Below are 18,667 nucleotides of genomic sequence, written 5' to 3'. Positions count from 1 at the left end.
CGAACACGACCGTTAAGCCCTCCAGCGCCGATGGTACTTGGACCGAAGGGTCCTGGGAGAGTAGGACGTTGCCAGGCGAATGAACCACTGTCGATAATGACAGTGGTTTTTGTCATTTTTTGAAATAATAAATATCAAACCAAGTCCTCACATGAGGGCGCATCTGTTTTCCATTTCTGTTGACAGATTACATCCGCTTTGCGACACTTTAATTAGCATTACTGCTTTCATCCTAAATACATATGAGGTGGGACTATGGAAATTAGGCAACTGCGTCATGAAGAGTTCGAAGCCAGCACTGAACTGTCGCAATATGCTTTTCAATACACATTGTCTCCTGCGGAGCTTGAGGAGCAGAAAAAGAAATTCAAGCCTGAGCAAGTGTGGGGTGTATTCGATAGCGAAGAGCTGAATGCCAAGCTTACACAGCTTCCGCTGCAGGTGTACTTGCATGGAAAGCAATTTTCCATGGGAGGGATCGCAGGGGTAGCGACATGGCCTGAAAAGCGGCGCGGCGGGCTGGTCTCTCAACTGCTCAAACATGCCCTTGAGCAAATGAAATCGTCTGGGCAGACTGTTTCTTTCCTGCATCCGTTTTCTTTCCCCTTCTATCGCAAATTTGGCTGGGAAATCTTTATTGAACACAAGAAATACACAATTCCAGTAGACAAGTTTCCGTCCAAAACAGCAATAGAGGGAACGATCAAGCGCAACGTCCGGGATACAGAGCAATTAAATAAGGTATATCAACAATATGCACAAAAGTTCAACGGCACGTTGGTAAGAGACATGGAATGGTGGGAAAACCGCGTGCTGAAAGAGGATATCCAAACGGCTGTTTTTTATGCGGAAAATGGCGCCCCGGAAGGGTACGTTTTCTATAAGGTGCGGAATAAAGAGCTCTCCTGTGACGAATTTGTGTACCTGACTGAACAGGCGCGGCGTGCATTATGGGCCTACTTTGCCAACCATGACTCCATGATCGAGAAAGGGACCTTCAACTTTATTCCGGCCAATGATTCACTTCCTTATCTCCTGGCAGATCCGCGTATTAAGCAGGAAATTATCCCTTACTTTATGGGCCGGATTGTGGATGTGTCTGCGTTTGTAGAGCAATTCCCTTTCCAGCCATCCGCGCAAGGAGCCGAAATCACTTTGGCGCTCATAGATACACATGCGCCCTGGAATGAAGGAACCTGGAGATTGTCTGTGTCTAAGCAGGGAGAAGGAAGGCTGGAGCCTGTCCATGAAAATACCGAGGCTCAGCTCCAGTGCGATATAGCTGCGTTATCGGCTATGATGATTGGTTACAAGCGTCCGCAGGAATTGTTCCGCTGGGACAGACTTACAGGCAGCGCTGAAGCAGCAGATCTGCTCGAGCTGGTTGTTCCTTCCGCCCAAACTTTCCTGATGGATTTCTTTTAAACCCATTCAAGGACTCTTTTCTATAGTTGAAAAGGGTCCTTTTTTGCTTGAGAAACAGCTCAGAATGAATTAATCAAAGAAATATTGTGAAAAATGGAATTGAGCTCTTGGCAAATGAGAAAATTATGTTATAATGAAAACAAAGTCAAAGAAAGTCAAAGTCAACTTGATCAAAGAATTGAATTTTCTTCATCAAATCTGCACTTGTTCGGAAGAACAGTGTATGAATTGGGGGAGTCAAAGGTCACACTAATTCGTGATAATCGTCGCCAGAACTGATTCAGAGTGCAGGCGATCACCAGGCTGAGGGGACGCCGTACTCCAGATTCGTGACTTTTCGTTTTGGTTAAGTTCAATATACGGCATATTCTGTAAATGTGAAATAAGACTTCACATTTCTGTCGGTGGAGGATGATGAAATGTGCGGAATGTCTCCGATATTATTGAACAATATTTAAAAAGCATGTTAATTGACAGCCCTGAGGGCATCGTGGAAATCCAGCGTAATGACCTGGCTGACCGCTTTTCCTGCGTGCCATCCCAGATTAACTATGTAATCAGTACACGTTTTACATTGGAGAAGGGATATATTGTTGAGAGCAAGCGCGGTGGCGGCGGTTACGTTCGCATCCAGCGTGTAGAACTCCCGGCTCATCACGTACTCCATACGCATCTGCATCATAGCATAGGAGATGAGATTAGCCAATCCGCAGCGGAAGGGCTGATCTACCAGCTGCAAGAAGGGGGCTTTCTCAACAAAAAGGAAGCTGCCATCATGAAAGCAGCGGTATCCAGGGACACCATTGCTCTGAAGCTTCCTTACCGGGATCAGGTTAGGGCCAGAATACTAAAAGCGATGCTGATTGCGCTTTTGGCAAAATAGGCCTTGATGCCAACGGGCAGTCAGGCTTTTGACGTAAAGGAGGTATGTGCATGCTGTGCCAGGAATGTGGTAAAAGGCCGGCAACTCTCCATTTTACGAAAATCATTAACGGAGAGAAGACCGAATTTCATATATGTGAGACCTGTGCAAGGGAAAAAGGAGAGCTGATCCCCGGAACGTCGAACGGCTTCTCCATTCACAGTCTGCTTTCAGGCCTGCTCGATTTTGATCCGACAATCAAAAGTGCGGCGGCAGGGACGCAGAACCCGCAGTCAATCCGCTGTGAGGAATGCGGGATGACCTATGCGCAGTTCAGCAAAATCGGCCGTTTCGGCTGCAGCTCCTGTTATAAATATTTTAACGACCGACTTGATCCGCTGTTCAAGCGTGTTCACGGCAGTGCAGCCCATACAGGTAAAGTGCCGGTGCGAAGCGGCGGCAAGATGAAGATCAGACGCAGAATCGATGACTTGAAGAAAGAGCTGCAGTTCAAAATTCGCGCTGAGGAATTTGAAGCCGCTGCGTCAATTCGCGATCAGATCCGGGAGCTTGAAAAAGATATAGCACAGGAGTAAAGTCTTGTTAAGAGTAGGAGGGATGCGTTCATGCCCAATCTCCGCTTTACGGAAAAACCGCTTAGCGATTGGATGCGCACAGATGCTGCAGACTCCGAGATCGTCATAAGCAGCCGGGTCAGGATTGCACGGAACCTGCAGCATCTGCCTTTTCCGATGCTCGCCACCAACCAGCAGTCCGAGGATGTGCTGAACAAACTGACGGACGTTCTGCGCTATGAGGATGTTAACCGTTTCGGTCCATTCCATATCGTCAAAATGGCGGACACCGAAGAACTGGATAAAAAAGTGCTGGTTGAAAAGCATTTGATCAGCCCGAATCTGGCTTCCGAGTCCCGCAACGGGGCGGCGGTGATCAATGAGGATGAATCTGTCAGCATCATGATCAACGAAGAAGACCATCTTCGTATACAATGCCTGTATCCGGGATGCCAGGTGAAGGAAGCTTGGCGGAATGCCACTGCTATTGATGACGCTTTTGAAGCGCATCTGGATTACGCGTTTGATGATCAGCGGGGCTATCTGACGAGCTGTCCGACAAATGTTGGAACCGGTCTTCGGGCCTCGGTGATGATGCATCTGCCTGCACTGGTCATGACCCACCAGATTAACCGCATTTTATCGGCTGTCTCCCAGGTTGGACTGACAGTGCGCGGTATCTACGGTGAGGGGAGTGAGGCGATTGGCAATCTGTTTCAGATATCCAATCAGATCACCCTCGGGCAAACCGAGGAGGAAATCATTGAGAACCTGCACGGCGTCGTGCTTCAGATTATCGAGCATGAACGGGCTGCAAGATCCAGACTCATGAACGAGTCCATGCTGCGGATTACGGATAGGGTAATGCGGTCTTACGGGATATTGTCCCATGCGGCGATCGTGGACTCCAAGGAGGCGGCTCAGCGCTTGTCGGATATCCGCCTTGGTGTGGATCTTGGTATACTTAAGGAACCCTCCATACCGGTACTGAATGAGTTGAATGTCATGACTCAGCCCGGTTTTCTGCAGAAAAAGTTCGGGGAAGCGCTGGGTGCCGGTGAGCGTGATATGTACCGGGCCAAGCTGATCCGCGAACAGCTGGGAACCGCATAAGAGGCCATAATATTTATTAATTGGATAACAGAGTTTTTAGCGAGAAAAAGATTTGAATTTTTCAATGGAGGTGCAAGACATATGATGTTCGGAAGATTTACGGAACGAGCGCAGAAGGTACTCGCTTTGGCTCAGGAGGAGGCAGTGCGCCTGGGACATAACAACATTGGAACAGAGCACATTCTGCTTGGTTTGATTCGCGAAGGTGATGGAATTGCGGCTAAAGCGCTGATCGGCCTCGGCCTCGGTCTAGAAAAAATCCAGGACGAAGTGGAAACGCTGATTGGCCGTGGCCAGGAGCAGCCTACGAACATCGCTTATACACCTCGCGCCAAAAAAGTGATTGAGCTTTCCATGGACGAAGCACGCAAATTGGGCCATACCTATGTAGGTACGGAGCATATCCTGCTTGGTCTGATCCGGGAAGGCGAGGGTGTTGCCGCTCGAGTGCTGAACAATCTGGGAATCAGCTTGAACAAAGCGCGCCAGCAAGTGCTTCAGCTGCTGGGCAGCAGTGAGGCGGTATCCAGCAACAGCGGTGCCCCTTCCAATGTTAGCACCCCTACCCTGGATAGTCTGGCCCGCGACCTGACGGCTTCCGCGAAGGAAAGCAACCTGGACCCTGTAATCGGACGCAGCAAGGAAATTGAGCGTGTCATTCAGGTGCTGAGCCGTCGTACCAAGAACAATCCGGTGTTGATCGGTGAACCTGGTGTCGGTAAAACAGCCATCGCCGAGGGTCTTGCGCAGAAAATTATTGCGAATGAAATTCCGGAGACCCTGCGCGACAAGCGTGTAATGACACTGGATATGGGCTCTGTCGTTGCAGGCACGAAATACCGCGGTGAATTTGAAGACCGCCTCAAAAAAATTATGGATGAGATTCGCCAAGCAGGCAATATCGTTCTCTTCATTGACGAGCTGCATACGCTGATTGGCGCCGGCGGCGCAGAAGGGGCTATTGATGCCTCCAACATTCTGAAGCCTGCCCTGGCACGCGGCGAGTTGCAGTGCATCGGTGCAACGACGCTTGACGAATACCGCAAATACATTGAAAAAGATGCCGCTCTGGAACGCCGCTTCCAGCCGATTACGGTGGATCAGCCGTCTCCGGAAGAAGCGATTCAAATCCTGCATGGTCTGCGGGACCGTTACGAAGCGCATCATAGAGTGAAAATTACGGATGAAGCGATTGAAGCAGCCGTAAAACTGTCCGACAGGTATATTACAGACCGCTTCCTGCCTGACAAAGCGATCGACCTGATTGACGAAGCGGGCTCCAAAGTAAGGCTGAATTCCTACACGGTACCGCCAAATCTGAAGGAGCTGGAAAACCGTCTGGAGGATATCCGCAAGGAGAAGGACTCTGCGGTGCAAAGCCAGGAATTTGAGAAGGCAGCAGCACTGCGTGATACGGAGCAAAAGATCCGCGAAGAGCTGGACATGACCCGCAATCAATGGAAAGAGAAGCAGGGCCGCACAGATTCCGAAGTCACTCCGGAAGATATTGCACAGGTCGTATCGATCTGGACTGGTGTTCCTGTAAGCAAGCTGAAGGAAGAAGAAACGGAACGCCTGCTGAATATGGAACAACTGCTGCATGAGCGTGTAATCGGCCAGGATGAAGCTGTTAAAGCAGTCAGCCGCGCAATCCGCCGCGCCCGCGCCGGTCTGAAGGATCCGAAGCGCCCGATGGGCTCCTTCATCTTCCTTGGACCAACAGGTGTAGGTAAAACCGAGCTGGCCCGCGCATTGGCGGAAGCGATGTTCGGCGACGAAAATGCGGTCATCCGGATCGACATGTCCGAGTATATGGAGAAGCATTCCACATCCCGTCTCGTCGGGGCTCCTCCGGGATACGTCGGATATGATGAAGGCGGACAGCTGACCGAGAAAGTGCGCCGCAAGCCATACTCTGTCGTGCTGCTGGATGAGATTGAAAAAGCGCATCCGGAAGTGTTCAACATCCTCCTGCAGGTGCTGGAAGACGGCCGTCTGACAGACTCCAAAGGACGGGTGGTGGACTTCCGCAATACGCTGATCATTCTGACCTCCAACGTTGGGGCTGAAGCCATCAAGCGCAATTCCACGCTCGGATTTACGGCTGCAGTTGATGCCGGTGCGAACTATGAGAATATGAAGGGCAAAGTGATGGAGGAGCTGAAGAAAAGCTTCCGTCCTGAATTCCTTAACCGGATCGATGAAATTATCGTCTTCCACTCGCTGGAAGAGCAGCATATCGGCCAAATCGTTTCACTCATGTCCGAAGAGCTTCGCAAGCGCCTGAATGAGTACAATGTGGACTTCGAGCTGACGGATAAAGCGAAGGCGTTCCTGGCCAAGGAAGGCTTCGATCCTGCCTATGGAGCGCGTCCGCTGCGCCGGGCGATCCAGAAGCATATCGAGGACCGCTTGTCTGAGGAAATGCTGAAAGGCACGATTACCAAAGGCGATTCGCTCTTGATTGATGAGGACAATGGCGAGCTGTCAGTAACCAAGAAGGATAATGTAACGGCTAGATCCTGAGGACGGTTCTTTAGAAACTTAGGTTGCTTATATGAAAAAAATAGCGAACAGGGAAAAGGCTGTTCCCCGCGGACGAACCGCGGCGGGAGCAGCCTTTTTTTCTTGTCCGTGTGGGCCTGTTCCCATGCGCCAAAACGTTTGGAAAAGTTTGTGATATTGCTTTACGGCCCTCTGGTTCAATGGTAAACTTTTAATGCTGAAGTTTTTTTTAATCAAGGCCAACGAAATACGACAAAGATGTCGAAAAATCGCAAGGAGAATTGAATGGCCAAAGTAAAAACCAAATTTTACTGCACAGAGTGCGGGTATGAATCTCCGAAGTGGTACGGCAAGTGCCCGGGTTGCCAGGCCTGGAACTCCATGATTGAAGCAACGGAGACGGTGGTAAAAACCGCTGGGATGAATTCATCCCTTTTTCATAATAGTAAAGAGAAGCCGCTTCCCATCGTGGAAATTGAAAGTGATCAGGAGCCGAGAATCCTGACGGGAATCACGGAATTGAACCGTGTGCTTGGTGGCGGAGTCGTCCCGGGTTCCCTGGTGCTGGTCGGGGGCGACCCCGGAATCGGCAAATCCACGCTGCTCCTGCAAACCTCCAATGAACTGGCCCGCACCGGGCTTCGTGTGCTTTATGTATCGGGCGAGGAGTCGGTGCGCCAGACCAAACTGCGGGCTGACCGCCTGGGCGCTTTATCTCCCAACCTGTATGTCCTTTGCGAAACGAATCTGGAGACCATCGAAGAGGCTGTAGACAATATGAAGCCGCAGTTCCTGGTCATTGACTCCATACAGACGGTGTATTTGCCGGAGGTGACCAGTGCCCCGGGCAGCGTGGCCCAGGTGCGCGAATGTACCGCCCGCTTCATGCGCATTGCCAAAGGACTGGGCATCGCTACGGTACTGGTCGGGCATGTTACCAAGGAAGGGGCTATTGCCGGTCCTCGTCTTCTGGAGCATATGGTGGACTGTGTCCTGTATTTTGAAGGAGAACGGCATCATACGTACCGGCTGCTGCGCGCGGTGAAGAACCGTTTTGGTTCGACGAACGAGATGGGAATTTTCGAAATGGGTGAAGAGGGACTGCGCGAGGTTGCGAATCCTTCCGAACTCTTTCTGTCGGAACGGCCCCTTGGTGTGGCAGGCTCCACTGTGGTGGCCAGCATGGAAGGCACAAGGCCGGTGCTGGTCGAGCTGCAGGCGCTGATCGCTACCACCCACTTCCCTTCTCCGCGCAGAATGGGCACGGGAGTGGATCACCACCGCATGGGGCTGATCATCGCTGTGCTGGAGAAACGGATGGGCATGTTTTTGCAGAATCAGGATGCTTATCTGAACGTGGCTGGGGGCGTAAGGTTGGATGAACCTGCTGTAGATTTGGCCATTGCGGTAAGCATTGCGTCAAGCTTCAAGGATATGCCGACCAAGCCGTATGACGTTATTTTTGGCGAAGTGGGACTGACCGGCGAGGTACGTGCCGTATCCCGGGCTGAACAGCGCGTGCGGGAAGCGGAGAAGCTGGGCTTCAAAAGGGTGATCATGCCCGAAAAAAGCCTTAAGGGGTGGACGCCTCCTAAAGGATTGGAGATCATTGGAGTCGGAACTGTGGCAGATGCACTAGCAGCCGCATTAGATTAGGGGGCAACGAAAAAATGAAGGAAACGAGCCAACTGGAAAAAATGAATGAACTACTGCGGCTGGTGGCGCCGGGCACGCCCTTCAGGGAGGGGCTGGAAAATGTGCTGCGAGCCAAGACCGGTGCGCTGCTTGTGGTGGGCTACAGTCCGGAGGTCATGGAAGTGGTGGACGGGGGATTTTCCATTAACTGCGATTTTTCCCCGAACTATTTGTATGAATTGGCCAAAATGGACGGAGCCATCATTCTAAGCGAAGATCTCAAGCGGATTCTGTATGCCAACACGCAGCTGATCCCGGATTCCTCCATTTCCTCCATTGAAACGGGCATCCGGCACCGGACGGCGGAGCGGGTTGCCAAGCAGACGGGCAAGCTGGTTGTGTCCATTTCGCAGCGCCGAAATATTATAACATTGTACCAAGGAACGCTTCGTTACTCATTAAAGGAAATCGGTGTCATTTTGAGCAAGGCCAATCAGGCTATCCAAACGATGGAGAAATATAAATCCGTCCTGACACAGTCGCTTACCAACCTGACCGCCTCCGAGTTCGAGGAGCTTGTGACCCTCCCTGAAGTAGTCAATGTAATTCAGCGGACCCAAATGGTGCTGCGCATCAAAATGGAAATCAAGCGCTTTGTCAACGAGCTGGGCAACGAAGGGCGCCTGATCAACATGCAGATGGAAGAATTGATCGGCAATACCGAGGAAGAAGCCTGGCTGTTGTACAAAGACTACGCCAAGGAAGACAGCGACGAGAAAATTCGTGAAATCATCAACGGACTAAAGCATCTGACTGACGAGGAACTGCTGGATATGAGTCACATCGTACGGCTGATGGGGTATCCTTCTTCCGCGGCCGTATCCGAGGATTATGTAGCTCCTCGCGGATATCGGGTGCTGAACAAAATTCCGCGCCTGCCTAACGTCATCATTCATAATCTGGTGGAACGGTTCCATCAGTTGCCTCATGTGATGATGGCGACGATTGAGGAGCTGGATGAAGTCGACGGCATCGGCGAGGTGCGTGCCCGCACAATCAAGGAAGGCTTGAAGCGGCTGCAAGAGCAGGTTTTCATTGACAGACAAATGTAAATAACATACAATTAGCGGATGTTATTTGAAGATTATAGAATTTATAAGTTTTCAGCGGAGCTGAACAATTCTATAATCGCAAGAAAAACTTCCGCCAAACGCGGCCTGTCTTCTGTGAATTACGTCGACAGACGTTTTTCTTATTCGTGAGTTTATGAGGTGAAGCAATGATTATGAAGTCTATTCCGAACATGTTTACCCTCGGTAATCTGTTTCTCGGAATAATCGCCATTTTAATGGCTATCGACGGTCAGTACAGTCATGCAGCCATTATGGTTATTGTCGCCATGTTGTTGGATGGTTTGGACGGTCGTGTAGCTCGGGCGTTAAATGCGCAAAGCGAATTCGGCAAAGAATTGGACTCATTATCTGATGTCATTTCCTTTGGCGTCGCTCCGGCGGTAATCATGTATTTTGTTGCCTTTCAATCGGCCAGTCCTGCTTTGGCATGGACGGTAACGGCTATCTTTCCGATGTGCGGAGCGCTCCGACTGGCCCGCTTTAACGTAGTCAGTGGAGCACCCGGTTATTTTACAGGGCTTCCCATTCCTGCGGCAGGGGGCGTACTTGCTACACTATCCCTGTTTCATGAGGATATATCCCTGTTCTCGATGGCTGTCGCCACACTGCTGCTCTCTTATCTGATGGTCAGCTCGCTGAAGTATCCTAATTTCAAACGTGTGGGCCTGCCCAAAAAGGCAGTGTGGATCGCACCGCTGGTGGTGATCGGCGCCGTGGTGGTTGCTGTCCAGTTTTCCGATCAGCTCTCCAAGCTGATCTTCGTGCCGCTGGTTCTCTATGCGGTGTACGGCATGAAGCATAACATCCAAGCGATTGCCAGAAAAAGACGCGCCAAGCGCCGTCGCTCCGAGGACAGCAACAACTATCGCCACTCGGAGCGTTAAACAATCAAATACGATAAATAAAAAGCATTTATTTCCCTCACAGTCAGGAGAAATAAATGCTTTTTTTTGTAGAGTTATCCTTGCTGAAGTATATAAACGGTCATGACATATTAAATAAACCTAAAGTAGAGCATTTGCGCGATTCATTCTCGACGACATCTTCCAGACGGATATCCAGCAGGTTGCACAAGGCGGACATGTAAAAAAGACTTCGGCCCAGCTCGGCGGTGATCACTTCCTTGCAATTCTCACACAACTGCCCCTGCACGTGATTGTCCAGCAGCTCCTTGGCTTGCTCAAGCCTGCTTTCTGATTCATAGTCCTGCTTCTTGGCATGAAGCTCTATACAACCGCATTCGGTAACAGCTTTGGCTACCACACGGTTAACAGCAGCGCCTGATTGGCCTGTTTTGGACAAAATATCCAGCAAACTGCGGTGACGGAGCAGCAGCTCGGAAACCTGATCCTGAAAAGCATGTAAGCTTTGTGCGCTCATATATCGCTACCCACCTCTAATTATTTAGGAATAAGTTCATTATAAGTCAGCCAATTGAACGCTTTCAACATAAAATTCCAAAGAAGGATTCTGCTAGGCGTTCGTGAAAAGATAACATGTGTAAAAAATTTACAGCCTGCGATTACCGAAGGTGAAAGTGGACCATACTGGATAAAGGGAAAACTAAATTTTGGAATTGAAAGGTTTTAGGAGGTGTAGGACTCGATGTTGAGAAGGGCTATCTTAATTTTTACCGGTTTATGCGGTTCCTGGTTCGGTTACACATTGTTCCAAAAAGCGTCCGGGACCGTGTCCTGGATGCCGGAATGGATGAGAGCGACCGCCGCGGGCGGCTTCATTTGGGTGGTGGCCGGGGCGGTGCTGTTTATGGTGCTTTGCAATATCGCCGGCACAGCGGCAGCGTATCGGGTGCAAAAGGGAATTGAGGGTCTGTCCAAAATTCCGATGAATGAAATGGCTGCCGGCACGACAGGACTTGCGGCCGGGCTGATCCTGTCGATTCTGCTGTACCCGGGCCTGTCCTGGCTTGGACAAGCCGGTCAGATTCTGCAAGTAGGCGTCATGATCGTTTGCGGTTATGTCGGTCTTATGGTGGGGTTGGAGAAAAGGGAGGATCTGGCGTCTTTTTGGAAATCAGGGAGATTCGGTCGTGAGGAGGTGCAGGAGGGCAGGGGAATTGAGGAGCATAAAATTTTGGATACGAGTGTCATCATTGACGGAAGAATTGCGGATATTTGCAAGACGGGTTTCATTGAAGGGACTATTGTCATCCCTGAATTTGTGCTGGAAGAGCTGCAGCATATTGCGGATTCCTCCGATCTGCTCAAACGCAACCGCGGCCGGCGCGGGCTGGATATCCTGAATAAAATTCAGAAGGAGCTCGATGTGAAGGTTCTTATCTACGAGGGGGACTTCGAGGAGATCTCCGAGGTGGACAGCAAGCTCGTCAAACTGGCGAAGGTGCTGCAGGGCAAGGTTGTAACCAACGATTTTAACCTGAACAAGGTCTGCGAGCTGCAGGGGGTATCTGTACTGAATATCAATGACCTGGCCAATGCAGTCAAACCTGTCGTGCTTCCGGGAGAGGAAATCATGGTGCAGATCATCAAGGACGGCAAAGAGTACGGTCAGGGCGTTGCCTACCTGGACGATGGAACAATGATTGTAGTGGAAGGCGGACGGGACTATATCGGGACGACGATGGAGGTGCTGGTGACCAGCGTGCTCCAGACATCGGCGGGCCGAATGATCTTTGCCAAGCCGAAATTATTGGAAAAAGCCCAGTAAAAGCGGTATGATGGTAGCTGGATGAAAGAGTCCGGGATAAAGTCCCGGTCCGCTTCATTCCATTTATCATACTGACGTTAAGGCGGGATATGCGCTATGAACAACAGCTTGGGCGTCGTCGTTGTGGCGGCAGGACGCGGCACCCGCATGGGAACTGCGGAGAGCAAGCAGTTTCTGCTGCTGCAGGACAAACCTGTTTTTATATACACGCTTGAGGCGTTTGCGGCTGTGCCCGAGGTAAGCGAGATTGTGCTCGTTACTGGAGCGGATGATGTGCAGCGGTGCCGGGAGTGGATTGACAGGCATCAGATCGCCAAAGTTACGAACGTCATCGCAGGGGGCTCCGAACGGCAGCATTCCGTACTCCGCGGACTGGAATGTCTGCGCACCGAATGGGTTATGGTGCATGACGGTGTCCGTCCCTTCGTGGGGCGGGATGAAATCCGGAGATGCCTGGAGACTGCCCGGGAGTTTGGCGCTTCCATACTTGCCGTGCCGGTGAAGGATACGATCAAGCAGGTTAATGAAGAAGGGGTGATTACGGCTACGCCGGATCGCCGGAGTCTGTGGAGCATTCAAACGCCACAGACTTTTCGTCTTTCTGATCTGCTGCGGGCTCATGAAGCCGCCGAGCATGAAGGCTTCCTCGGGACGGATGATTCCATGCTCGTTGAGCGGCTGGGCATACCAGTGCGGGTCGTGGAGGGGAAATACACCAATATTAAAATTACGACACCGGAAGATTTGGATATTGCGCAATTATGGACAAGCACAAAGGGAGAGGATGTAAGATGATTCGTATAGGACAGGGTTTTGATGTTCATCAGCTGGTGGAAGGAAGGCCGTGCATTATCGGGGGGGTGACGATTCCTTACGAGAAAGGGCTGCTTGGCCACTCGGATGCCGATGTGCTGCTGCATGCGATTACGGATGCCATTCTGGGTGCACTGGGTCTTGGCGATATAGGAAAGCATTTTCCGGACAACGATCCGGCCTTCAAGGATGCGGACAGCCTCAAGCTGCTGGAGCATGCCTGGGCGCTTGTCAAGGAGCAGGGCTATCGTCTTGGGAACCTTGACGCGACGATCATCGCACAGAAGCCGAAGATGGCCTCGTACATACCGCAGATGGTTGAAGTGATTGCCCGTGCGCTCGGCGCGGAGGACTTGAGCCAGGTGAATGTCAAAGCGACAACGACGGAGCAGCTCGGCTTTACCGGCCGCGGTGAGGGCATTGCAGCACAGTCTGTTGTCTGCCTTGTGAAGGGTATGCTATCATCTTGAGAGATTAGAGACACGGAGGGGATCTACATGAGCACAGAGGTTCGTGTGCGTTATGCGCCAAGTCCAACAGGACATCTGCATATCGGCAATGCCAGAACGGCGCTGTTCAACTATTTATATGCCAGAAACCGGGGCGGAAAGTTTATTATCCGGATCGAAGATACAGATGTGAAACGCAATATTGAAGGCGGAGAAGAAAGCCAGCTGAAGTACCTGAAATGGCTCGGCATGGATTGGGACGAAAGCGTGGATGTCGGCGGAGAATACGGGCCTTACCGCCAGACGGAACGGCTGGATATTTACAAGGTCTACTGGCAGGATCTGCTGGATCGCGGCCTTGCTTACCGCTGTTATTGTACGGAGGAAGAGCTGGAGCAGGAGCGGGAGGAGCAGACCGCCCGCGGCGAGACGCCGCGTTATTCCGGCAAGCACCGCGACCTGACTCCGGAGCAGCGGCAGGCCTTCGAAGCGGAGGGACGTGTGCCGAGCATCCGTTTCCGCGTGCCTGATGAGCGGGAATATACATTTGATGACATAGTAAAGGGCAAAATTACGTTTAACTCCAAAGAGTCGGGCGATTTTGTCATCGTTAAAAAAGACGGCATCCCTACCTACAATTTTGCGGTAGCCGTTGACGACCATTTGATGAAAATCACTCATGTGCTGCGCGGCGAAGACCATATCTCCAACACTCCACGCCAGCTGATGATTTATGAAGCTTTGAGCTGGGAGCCTCCGGTCTTTGGGCATATGACACTCATCGTCGGCGAGGATCACAAAAAGCTCAGCAAACGGAATGAATCCATCATTCAGTTTATGGAGCAGTATGACAACCTTGGGTATTTGCCTGAAGCCATGTTCAACTTCATTGCGCTGCTTGGCTGGTCCCCGGAAGGTGAAGAGGAGATTTACAGCAAAGAGCAGCTGATTGAAATCTTTGACGCCAACCGCTTGTCCAAAAGCCCGGCCGTATTTGATCCGAACAAGCTGGCACATTTGAACAACCATTATATTAAGCATGCGGATCCCGACCGGATCGCTGACATGGCAATTCCACATCTGCAGAAGGCAGGACGCCTGCCGGCCAGTCTTACGCCGGAACAGCAGGAGTGGGCCAAGGCGCTTGTCCGTTTGTATCAGGAGCAAATGACGGCCGCTTCGGACATCGTTCAGCTGTCGGACGTATTTTTCCGTACCCATCTGGAGCTGGATGCGGAAGGAACAGCGATCCTTGCGGAGGAGCAGGTGCCGGTCGTGCTTAAAGCTTTTGCCGATAAGGTTGAGGGGGCTGAGGAATTTACAGCTGCACGCATAGCCGCGTTAATTAAAGAGGTGCAGAAAGAAACGGGATTCAAGGGCAAGCAGCTGTTCATGCCTATCCGGGTTGCCTTGACCGGTCAGACACACGGGCGTGACTTGAATGAAACGATATATCTGCTTGGAAGGGATACGGTATTGGACCGTCTCCGCTCTCAGATCAAGGGATAATGGCGCTTTATGGCAAGGAGCGGCTGGAGCTGCTTTCTTGTCAGATTGCTTTCTTTTCGTTATAATAAACTCCATCAGAAAACCAACATTTTGCGTGTTAGATGGATCGTTGTTTCATATATATGATTTAGATTAAAAAGCTGGGAACAGGAGAAGTACGCTGCAACAGGGCATTTTTCAGAGAGAACGGTCAAGGGTGCTTCCCGGGCTGCGAGCCGTTCAAATGACCTGCAGGGGAAATGCGCCTGGGAGCTGTGCAGTTGAACCGGCATGCCGGACAGATTGTGCCGTGTCGTCCGCGTTACTGGACTGGAAAGAGGAGGTGCCATGAACTGTCCTGTCTACGGGAGCATGGAACACCTCAAGCAGAGTGGAACCACGTTGAAACGTCTCTGCAGCACAGGCTGCAGGGGCGTTTTTTCTTGTCCCATTTGCCAGTAATTCAAAAACTCGGCGGCTGCCTTACAAAAGGAGCAAGGAGGGAAGGGCATGTTCAGGCAAATGAGATCTGATATTCAGACAGTATTGGATAACGACCCGGCGGCAAGAAGCAAGCTGGAGGTGGTTTTCACCTACTCGGGACTGCATGCCATTTGGGCGCACCGGATTGCGCACGCCTTTTATAAACGCCGCTGGTGCACACTATCCCGCATCATATCGCAATTGTCCCGTTTTATGACAGGCATTGAAATTCATCCGGGTGCCCGGATCGGAGAACGTCTGTTCATTGATCATGGCATGGGGGTTGTGATCGGCGAAACTTGTGAAATCGGCAATGATGTCGTCATTTATCAGGGGGTAACCCTGGGCGGCACAGGGAAAGAAAAGGGGAAGAGACATCCGACAATCGGCAATAATGTAGTTATCGGGTCAGGGGCCAAAATTTTGGGCTCCTTCAAGATCGGGGATCAGTCCAACATAGGCTCCAATTCGGTCGTATTAAAAGAGGTTCCTCCGAACAGCACGGTTGTCGGCATTCCTGGCAAAATCGTGCGCCAGGATGGCAAACGCCAGGACCGGCTCAGCCATCAGCTGCCCGATCCGGTGGTTGACTCAATTCGCTCGCTGCAGGAGGAAATTGAACGGCTGCATGCCGAGGTGGCCGAACTGAAACGGGAAAAAGCCAGATGCAATTAACATATAGTGAAAAAAGGGGAATTCGATAAAACCGGCGGTTTTATCGATTGACCTTAGTGAAGATTACAAATCAACCAGGGAAGCTGGCCTGTTTCCGGATGCTGCAGCTGTACGGCGGAAGGATTGCAGGATAGGAGGAGTACGTTTATGGCACTTCAAATCTATAACACGATGTCAAGGAGCAAAGAGCTGTTCGAGCCGCTTGAGCCGGGAAAAGTGAAATTGTACGTGTGCGGTCCAACAGTATACGACTATATTCATATCGGAAACGCGCGTCCGATCATTGTGTTCGACGTTGTTCGCAATTACTTGCAGTATTCCGGTTATGATGTGAACTATGTGTCGAATTTTACGGACGTCGATGACAAATTGATCCGCAAAGCCGAGCAGCTCGGCACGACGGTTCCCGAAGTGGCCGAGCGTTTTATAAAGGCATACTTCGAGGACCTGGAAGGTTTGGGTATTCCGCGTGCCAATGCCCATCCGCGGGTGACGGAAAGCATGGATATGATCATCCGCTTCATTCAGGATCTGGTGGACCAGGACTATGCTTATGAGAACGGCGGGGATGTTTTCTTCCGGACGGAAAAGTTTAAGGATTACGGGAAGCTGTCCGGTCAAAACCTGGAACAGCTTCAGTTCGGCATCCGCATCGGGGTCGATGAGCGGAAAGAACGCCCGGAGGATTTCGTGCTGTGGAAAGCCGCCAAGCCTGGCGAAATTTTCTGGGAAAGTCCGTGGGGAAAAGGGCGTCCCGGCTGGCATATCGAGTGCTCGGCCATGGCTCTTCATTATCTGGGGAAAACGCTGGACATTCACGGCGGTGGTCAGGATCTGCAGTTCCCGCATCATGAATGCGAATGCGCCCAGTCCGAGGCGCTGACCGGCGAGCCTCTGGCAAGATACTGGATGCATAACGGATATATCCGCATCAACAACGAGAAAATGTCCAAATCGCTCGGCAACGGCATCCTTGTGAAGGACCTGCGCGCCCGCTACAAGAAAGAAGCCATCCGCTATTTCATGCTGTCCACTCATTACCGCAATCCGCTGAATTTTAACGATGAGACGATGGAACAGTCGGAAAAAAGCGTGGAGCGCATTGCCAATGCAGTGACCAATCTCAAGCACCGTCTTGAAACCTCCACGGAAGGAGACGGTAAAGTATCCGCGGAGCTTCAGGAGAAGCTGGGGCAAATTCGCGCGCATTTCCGCGAGAAAATGGACGATGATTTTAATACGCCGGACGCTATCACGGCTTTGTTCGAATGGGTAAGCGAAACGAATCAGGTGCTTCAACAGGATGTAGTCAATAAAGCCGAGCTGCAGGCGCTGCTGGATACCTTCCAGGGCCTGAACAGTGTGCTGCGGCTGTATTCGGAGGCAGGTGAGGAGCTGCTGGACGAGGAGATCGAGCAGCTGATCGCTGAACGCGTGGAAGCGCGCAAGGCGAAAAATTGGGGACGGGCGGATGAAATCCGTGACCTGCTCGCTTCTAAGGGCATTCTTCTTGAGGACACGGCGCAGGGCATGCGCTGGCGGCGCAAATGAGCGGGGAGCATATGAATCTGGAGAGAGAGGGCTTGGACGGGGGCTGGTTTTCGTACCCGCCCTCCAAGCCGGCCCGGCTGATTCCGCCGATTGCGCTTGCCTATATCGGAGATGCCGTGTATGAGGTGGCCGTCCGCCAGTATCTGCTTGCCCAGGCGAACCTGCGTCCGAACCATCTCCACCGGAGAGCGACAGGATTCGTCTCGGCCAAAGCGCAGAGCAGAATTTTGCAGATGCTGGAGCAAAATTTGACGGAAGAGGAGCAGGATATTGTCAGACAATGCCGGAACGCAAAATCCGGCAGTGTGCCGAAAAATGCGGATGTCCTCGAATATCGCCATGCCACTGCGCTGGAAGGGCTTTTCGGCTTCCTGTATTGCGACGGCAGGCTGGATCGGCTGCGTGAATTGATCGGCAAGGGTATCGCTTTAATGGACGAAAGCAAAAAATAAGATAAACGAGCGGACTGCCGTGACATAAAGTGACAATAAGAGCAGACCGCGCTTGAGAGAGGAAGTGCAGTATGGAAGAGGAATGGATTGCGGGCAAGCATTCCGTGATTGAGGCGCTTCGTTCAGGCCGTACAATCAACAAAATATGGCTGGCGGAAAATGCGCAAAAGCATCTGACACAGCCGATTATCGCGGAGGCCAAAAAAGCCGGCGTTATCGTTCAGCAGGCCGACAAACGCAAGCTGGATCAGATGGTGCCGGGCATTCAGCATCAAGGGGTAGTGGCACAGGCTGCGCCGCATGCGTACGCGGAAGTGGAGGATTTGCTCGCGGCGGCGGCTGAGAAGGGACAAGCTCCTTTTCTGATTTTGCTTGATGAAATTGAAGATCCGCATAATCTGGGTTCCATTCTCCGCACGGCGGATTGCACAGGCGCACACGGCGTTATCGTGCCCAAGCGTCGTTCGGCAGCTGTTACGGCAACGGTGTCGAAAACTTCTGCAGGAGCTGTCGAATACGTGCCGGTTGCGCGGGTGAGCAATCTTGCCCAGACCATCGACCGTTTGAAAGAAGAAGGAATCTGGGTCGTGGGGACAGATGTCAACGCTGCTGAACCGGTTTTTGGCAACGGGGTGTTCAACGGACCGGTGGCGATTGTGATCGGCAACGAGAACAAGGGTATGGGACGGCTTGTACGGGAAAAGTGCGATGTGCTCGTCAAGCTTCCCATGGAAGGTCGTATCAATTCGCTGAATGCATCGGTGGCAGCGGGCGTCGTGATGTACGAAGTGCTGCGCGGACGAATAGCCCGGTCCTAGCA

Annotated in this window: 17 protein-coding genes and 1 rRNA gene; 17 read left to right on the top strand and 1 reads right to left on the bottom strand. The window is 51.7% G+C overall.

Annotated elements, in window-relative coordinates; translation table 11 throughout:
* The 9 genes from rrf to pssA all read left to right on the top strand — a co-directional run.
* Positions 1-77, top strand: a 5S ribosomal RNA gene (gene rrf / locus ACI1P2_RS31500); the annotation flags it as partial.
* Positions 78-255: 178 nt separating this feature from the next.
* Positions 256-1,425, top strand: a complete 1,170-nt coding sequence (locus ACI1P2_RS27150) for a GNAT family N-acetyltransferase (protein WP_355325641.1) — start codon at positions 256-258, stop codon at positions 1,423-1,425.
* Between the two features lie 421 nt (positions 1,426-1,846).
* On the top strand, positions 1,847-2,308 hold the full coding sequence (locus ACI1P2_RS27145; protein ID WP_355325638.1) for a CtsR family transcriptional regulator: 462 nt from the start codon (positions 1,847-1,849) through the stop codon (positions 2,306-2,308).
* A 50-nt stretch (positions 2,309-2,358) separates the two neighbouring features.
* Positions 2,359-2,883: a UvrB/UvrC motif-containing protein gene (locus ACI1P2_RS27140; protein ID WP_355325635.1), complete on the top strand. Its 525-nt coding sequence runs from the start codon at positions 2,359-2,361 to the stop codon at positions 2,881-2,883.
* A gap of 30 nt (positions 2,884-2,913) precedes the next feature.
* A complete protein-coding gene (locus tag ACI1P2_RS27135; RefSeq protein ID WP_355325632.1) occupies positions 2,914-3,975 on the top strand; it encodes a protein arginine kinase in 1,062 nt (353 codons plus the stop codon).
* Between the two features lie 81 nt (positions 3,976-4,056).
* Positions 4,057-6,501 (top strand): ATP-dependent protease ATP-binding subunit ClpC, encoded by a 2,445-nt coding sequence (clpC, locus tag ACI1P2_RS27130; protein ID WP_355325629.1) that lies wholly within the window; start codon positions 4,057-4,059, stop codon positions 6,499-6,501.
* A 264-nt stretch (positions 6,502-6,765) separates the two neighbouring features.
* Positions 6,766-8,136: a DNA repair protein RadA gene (radA, locus tag ACI1P2_RS27125; protein WP_355325626.1), complete on the top strand. Its 1,371-nt coding sequence runs from the start codon at positions 6,766-6,768 to the stop codon at positions 8,134-8,136.
* A 14-nt stretch (positions 8,137-8,150) separates the two neighbouring features.
* Complete coding sequence (disA, locus tag ACI1P2_RS27120; RefSeq protein WP_355325623.1) at positions 8,151-9,227, top strand: DNA integrity scanning diadenylate cyclase DisA; 1,077 nt, start codon at positions 8,151-8,153, stop codon at positions 9,225-9,227.
* A gap of 167 nt (positions 9,228-9,394) precedes the next feature.
* A complete protein-coding gene (pssA, locus tag ACI1P2_RS27115; RefSeq protein WP_355325620.1) occupies positions 9,395-10,132 on the top strand; it encodes a CDP-diacylglycerol--serine O-phosphatidyltransferase in 738 nt (245 codons plus the stop codon).
* 100 nt (positions 10,133-10,232) lie between these two features.
* Here pssA and ACI1P2_RS27110 read toward each other — a convergent pair whose 3' ends face one another.
* Positions 10,233-10,628 carry a nucleoside triphosphate pyrophosphohydrolase family protein gene (locus ACI1P2_RS27110; RefSeq protein WP_355325617.1) on the bottom strand — a complete coding sequence of 132 codons (396 nt, stop codon included), beginning with the start codon at positions 10,626-10,628 and terminating at the stop codon, positions 10,233-10,235.
* A gap of 225 nt (positions 10,629-10,853) precedes the next feature.
* On the opposite strand from ACI1P2_RS27110, the gene ACI1P2_RS27105 reads away from it, so the two are divergent.
* The 8 genes from ACI1P2_RS27105 to rlmB all read left to right on the top strand — a co-directional run bounded on the left by ACI1P2_RS27105 (position 10,854) and on the right by rlmB (position 18,665).
* Positions 10,854-11,936, top strand: a complete 1,083-nt coding sequence (locus tag ACI1P2_RS27105; protein WP_355325614.1) for a PIN/TRAM domain-containing protein — start codon at positions 10,854-10,856, stop codon at positions 11,934-11,936.
* A 96-nt stretch (positions 11,937-12,032) separates the two neighbouring features.
* On the top strand, positions 12,033-12,731 hold the full coding sequence (gene ispD / locus ACI1P2_RS27100) for a 2-C-methyl-D-erythritol 4-phosphate cytidylyltransferase (protein WP_355325611.1): 699 nt from the start codon (positions 12,033-12,035) through the stop codon (positions 12,729-12,731).
* Positions 12,728-13,219 (top strand): 2-C-methyl-D-erythritol 2,4-cyclodiphosphate synthase, encoded by a 492-nt coding sequence (gene ispF / locus ACI1P2_RS27095; RefSeq protein WP_355325608.1) that lies wholly within the window; start codon positions 12,728-12,730, stop codon positions 13,217-13,219. Before ispD ends, ispF begins: the two co-directional genes overlap by 4 nt.
* Before the next feature lie 27 nt (positions 13,220-13,246).
* Positions 13,247-14,707, top strand: coding sequence for a glutamate--tRNA ligase (gene gltX, locus ACI1P2_RS27090; RefSeq protein ID WP_355325605.1), 1,461 nt, complete (start codon positions 13,247-13,249; stop codon positions 14,705-14,707).
* 489 nt (positions 14,708-15,196) lie between these two features.
* Positions 15,197-15,844, top strand: coding sequence for a serine O-acetyltransferase (gene cysE, locus ACI1P2_RS27085; RefSeq protein WP_355325602.1), 648 nt, complete (start codon positions 15,197-15,199; stop codon positions 15,842-15,844).
* Between the two features lie 147 nt (positions 15,845-15,991).
* Positions 15,992-17,395, top strand: a complete 1,404-nt coding sequence (cysS, locus tag ACI1P2_RS27080) for a cysteine--tRNA ligase (protein ID WP_355325599.1) — start codon at positions 15,992-15,994, stop codon at positions 17,393-17,395.
* Positions 17,392-17,847 carry a Mini-ribonuclease 3 gene (locus ACI1P2_RS27075; RefSeq protein WP_408976361.1) on the top strand — a complete coding sequence of 152 codons (456 nt, stop codon included), beginning with the start codon at positions 17,392-17,394 and terminating at the stop codon, positions 17,845-17,847. Before cysS ends, ACI1P2_RS27075 begins: the two co-directional genes overlap by 4 nt.
* 71 nt (positions 17,848-17,918) lie before the next feature.
* Entirely contained in the window at positions 17,919-18,665 is a 747-nt protein-coding gene (gene rlmB / locus ACI1P2_RS27070) for a 23S rRNA (guanosine(2251)-2'-O)-methyltransferase RlmB (protein ID WP_355325593.1), read from the top strand.
* Positions 18,666-18,667: the final 2 nt, after the last annotated feature.

Origin of the sequence: Paenibacillus jiangxiensis (assembly GCF_046098255.1) — a bacterium.
Classification (GTDB): Bacteria; Bacillota; Bacilli; order Paenibacillales; family Paenibacillaceae; genus Paenibacillus; species Paenibacillus jiagnxiensis.
Note: the sequence above shows the minus strand (reverse complement) of the source record. Positions and strands in the feature narration are given on the sequence as shown.

Excerpts from the sequence above, each read along its gene's own strand:
- ACI1P2_RS27150 (WP_355325641.1), top strand. The coding sequence starts at position 256 with ATGGAAATTAGGCAACTGCGTCATGAAGAGTTCGAAGCCAGCACTGAA.
- ACI1P2_RS27140 (WP_355325635.1), top strand. The coding sequence starts at position 2,359 with ATGCTGTGCCAGGAATGTGGTAAAAGGCCGGCAACTCTCCATTTTACG.
- ACI1P2_RS27135 (WP_355325632.1), top strand. The coding sequence starts at position 2,914 with ATGCCCAATCTCCGCTTTACGGAAAAACCGCTTAGCGATTGGATGCGC.
- clpC (WP_355325629.1), top strand. The coding sequence starts at position 4,057 with ATGATGTTCGGAAGATTTACGGAACGAGCGCAGAAGGTACTCGCTTTG.
- radA (WP_355325626.1), top strand. The coding sequence starts at position 6,766 with ATGGCCAAAGTAAAAACCAAATTTTACTGCACAGAGTGCGGGTATGAA.
- disA (WP_355325623.1), top strand. The coding sequence starts at position 8,151 with ATGAAGGAAACGAGCCAACTGGAAAAAATGAATGAACTACTGCGGCTG.
- pssA (WP_355325620.1), top strand. The coding sequence starts at position 9,395 with ATGATTATGAAGTCTATTCCGAACATGTTTACCCTCGGTAATCTGTTT.
- ACI1P2_RS27110 (WP_355325617.1), bottom strand. The coding sequence starts at position 10,628 with ATGAGCGCACAAAGCTTACATGCTTTTCAGGATCAGGTTTCCGAGCTG.
- ACI1P2_RS27105 (WP_355325614.1), top strand. The coding sequence starts at position 10,854 with ATGTTGAGAAGGGCTATCTTAATTTTTACCGGTTTATGCGGTTCCTGG.
- ispD (WP_355325611.1), top strand. The coding sequence starts at position 12,033 with ATGAACAACAGCTTGGGCGTCGTCGTTGTGGCGGCAGGACGCGGCACC.
- ispF (WP_355325608.1), top strand. The coding sequence starts at position 12,728 with ATGATTCGTATAGGACAGGGTTTTGATGTTCATCAGCTGGTGGAAGGA.
- gltX (WP_355325605.1), top strand. The coding sequence starts at position 13,247 with ATGAGCACAGAGGTTCGTGTGCGTTATGCGCCAAGTCCAACAGGACAT.
- cysE (WP_355325602.1), top strand. The coding sequence starts at position 15,197 with ATGTTCAGGCAAATGAGATCTGATATTCAGACAGTATTGGATAACGAC.
- cysS (WP_355325599.1), top strand. The coding sequence starts at position 15,992 with ATGGCACTTCAAATCTATAACACGATGTCAAGGAGCAAAGAGCTGTTC.
- ACI1P2_RS27075 (WP_408976361.1), top strand. The coding sequence starts at position 17,392 with ATGAGCGGGGAGCATATGAATCTGGAGAGAGAGGGCTTGGACGGGGGC.
- rlmB (WP_355325593.1), top strand. The coding sequence starts at position 17,919 with ATGGAAGAGGAATGGATTGCGGGCAAGCATTCCGTGATTGAGGCGCTT.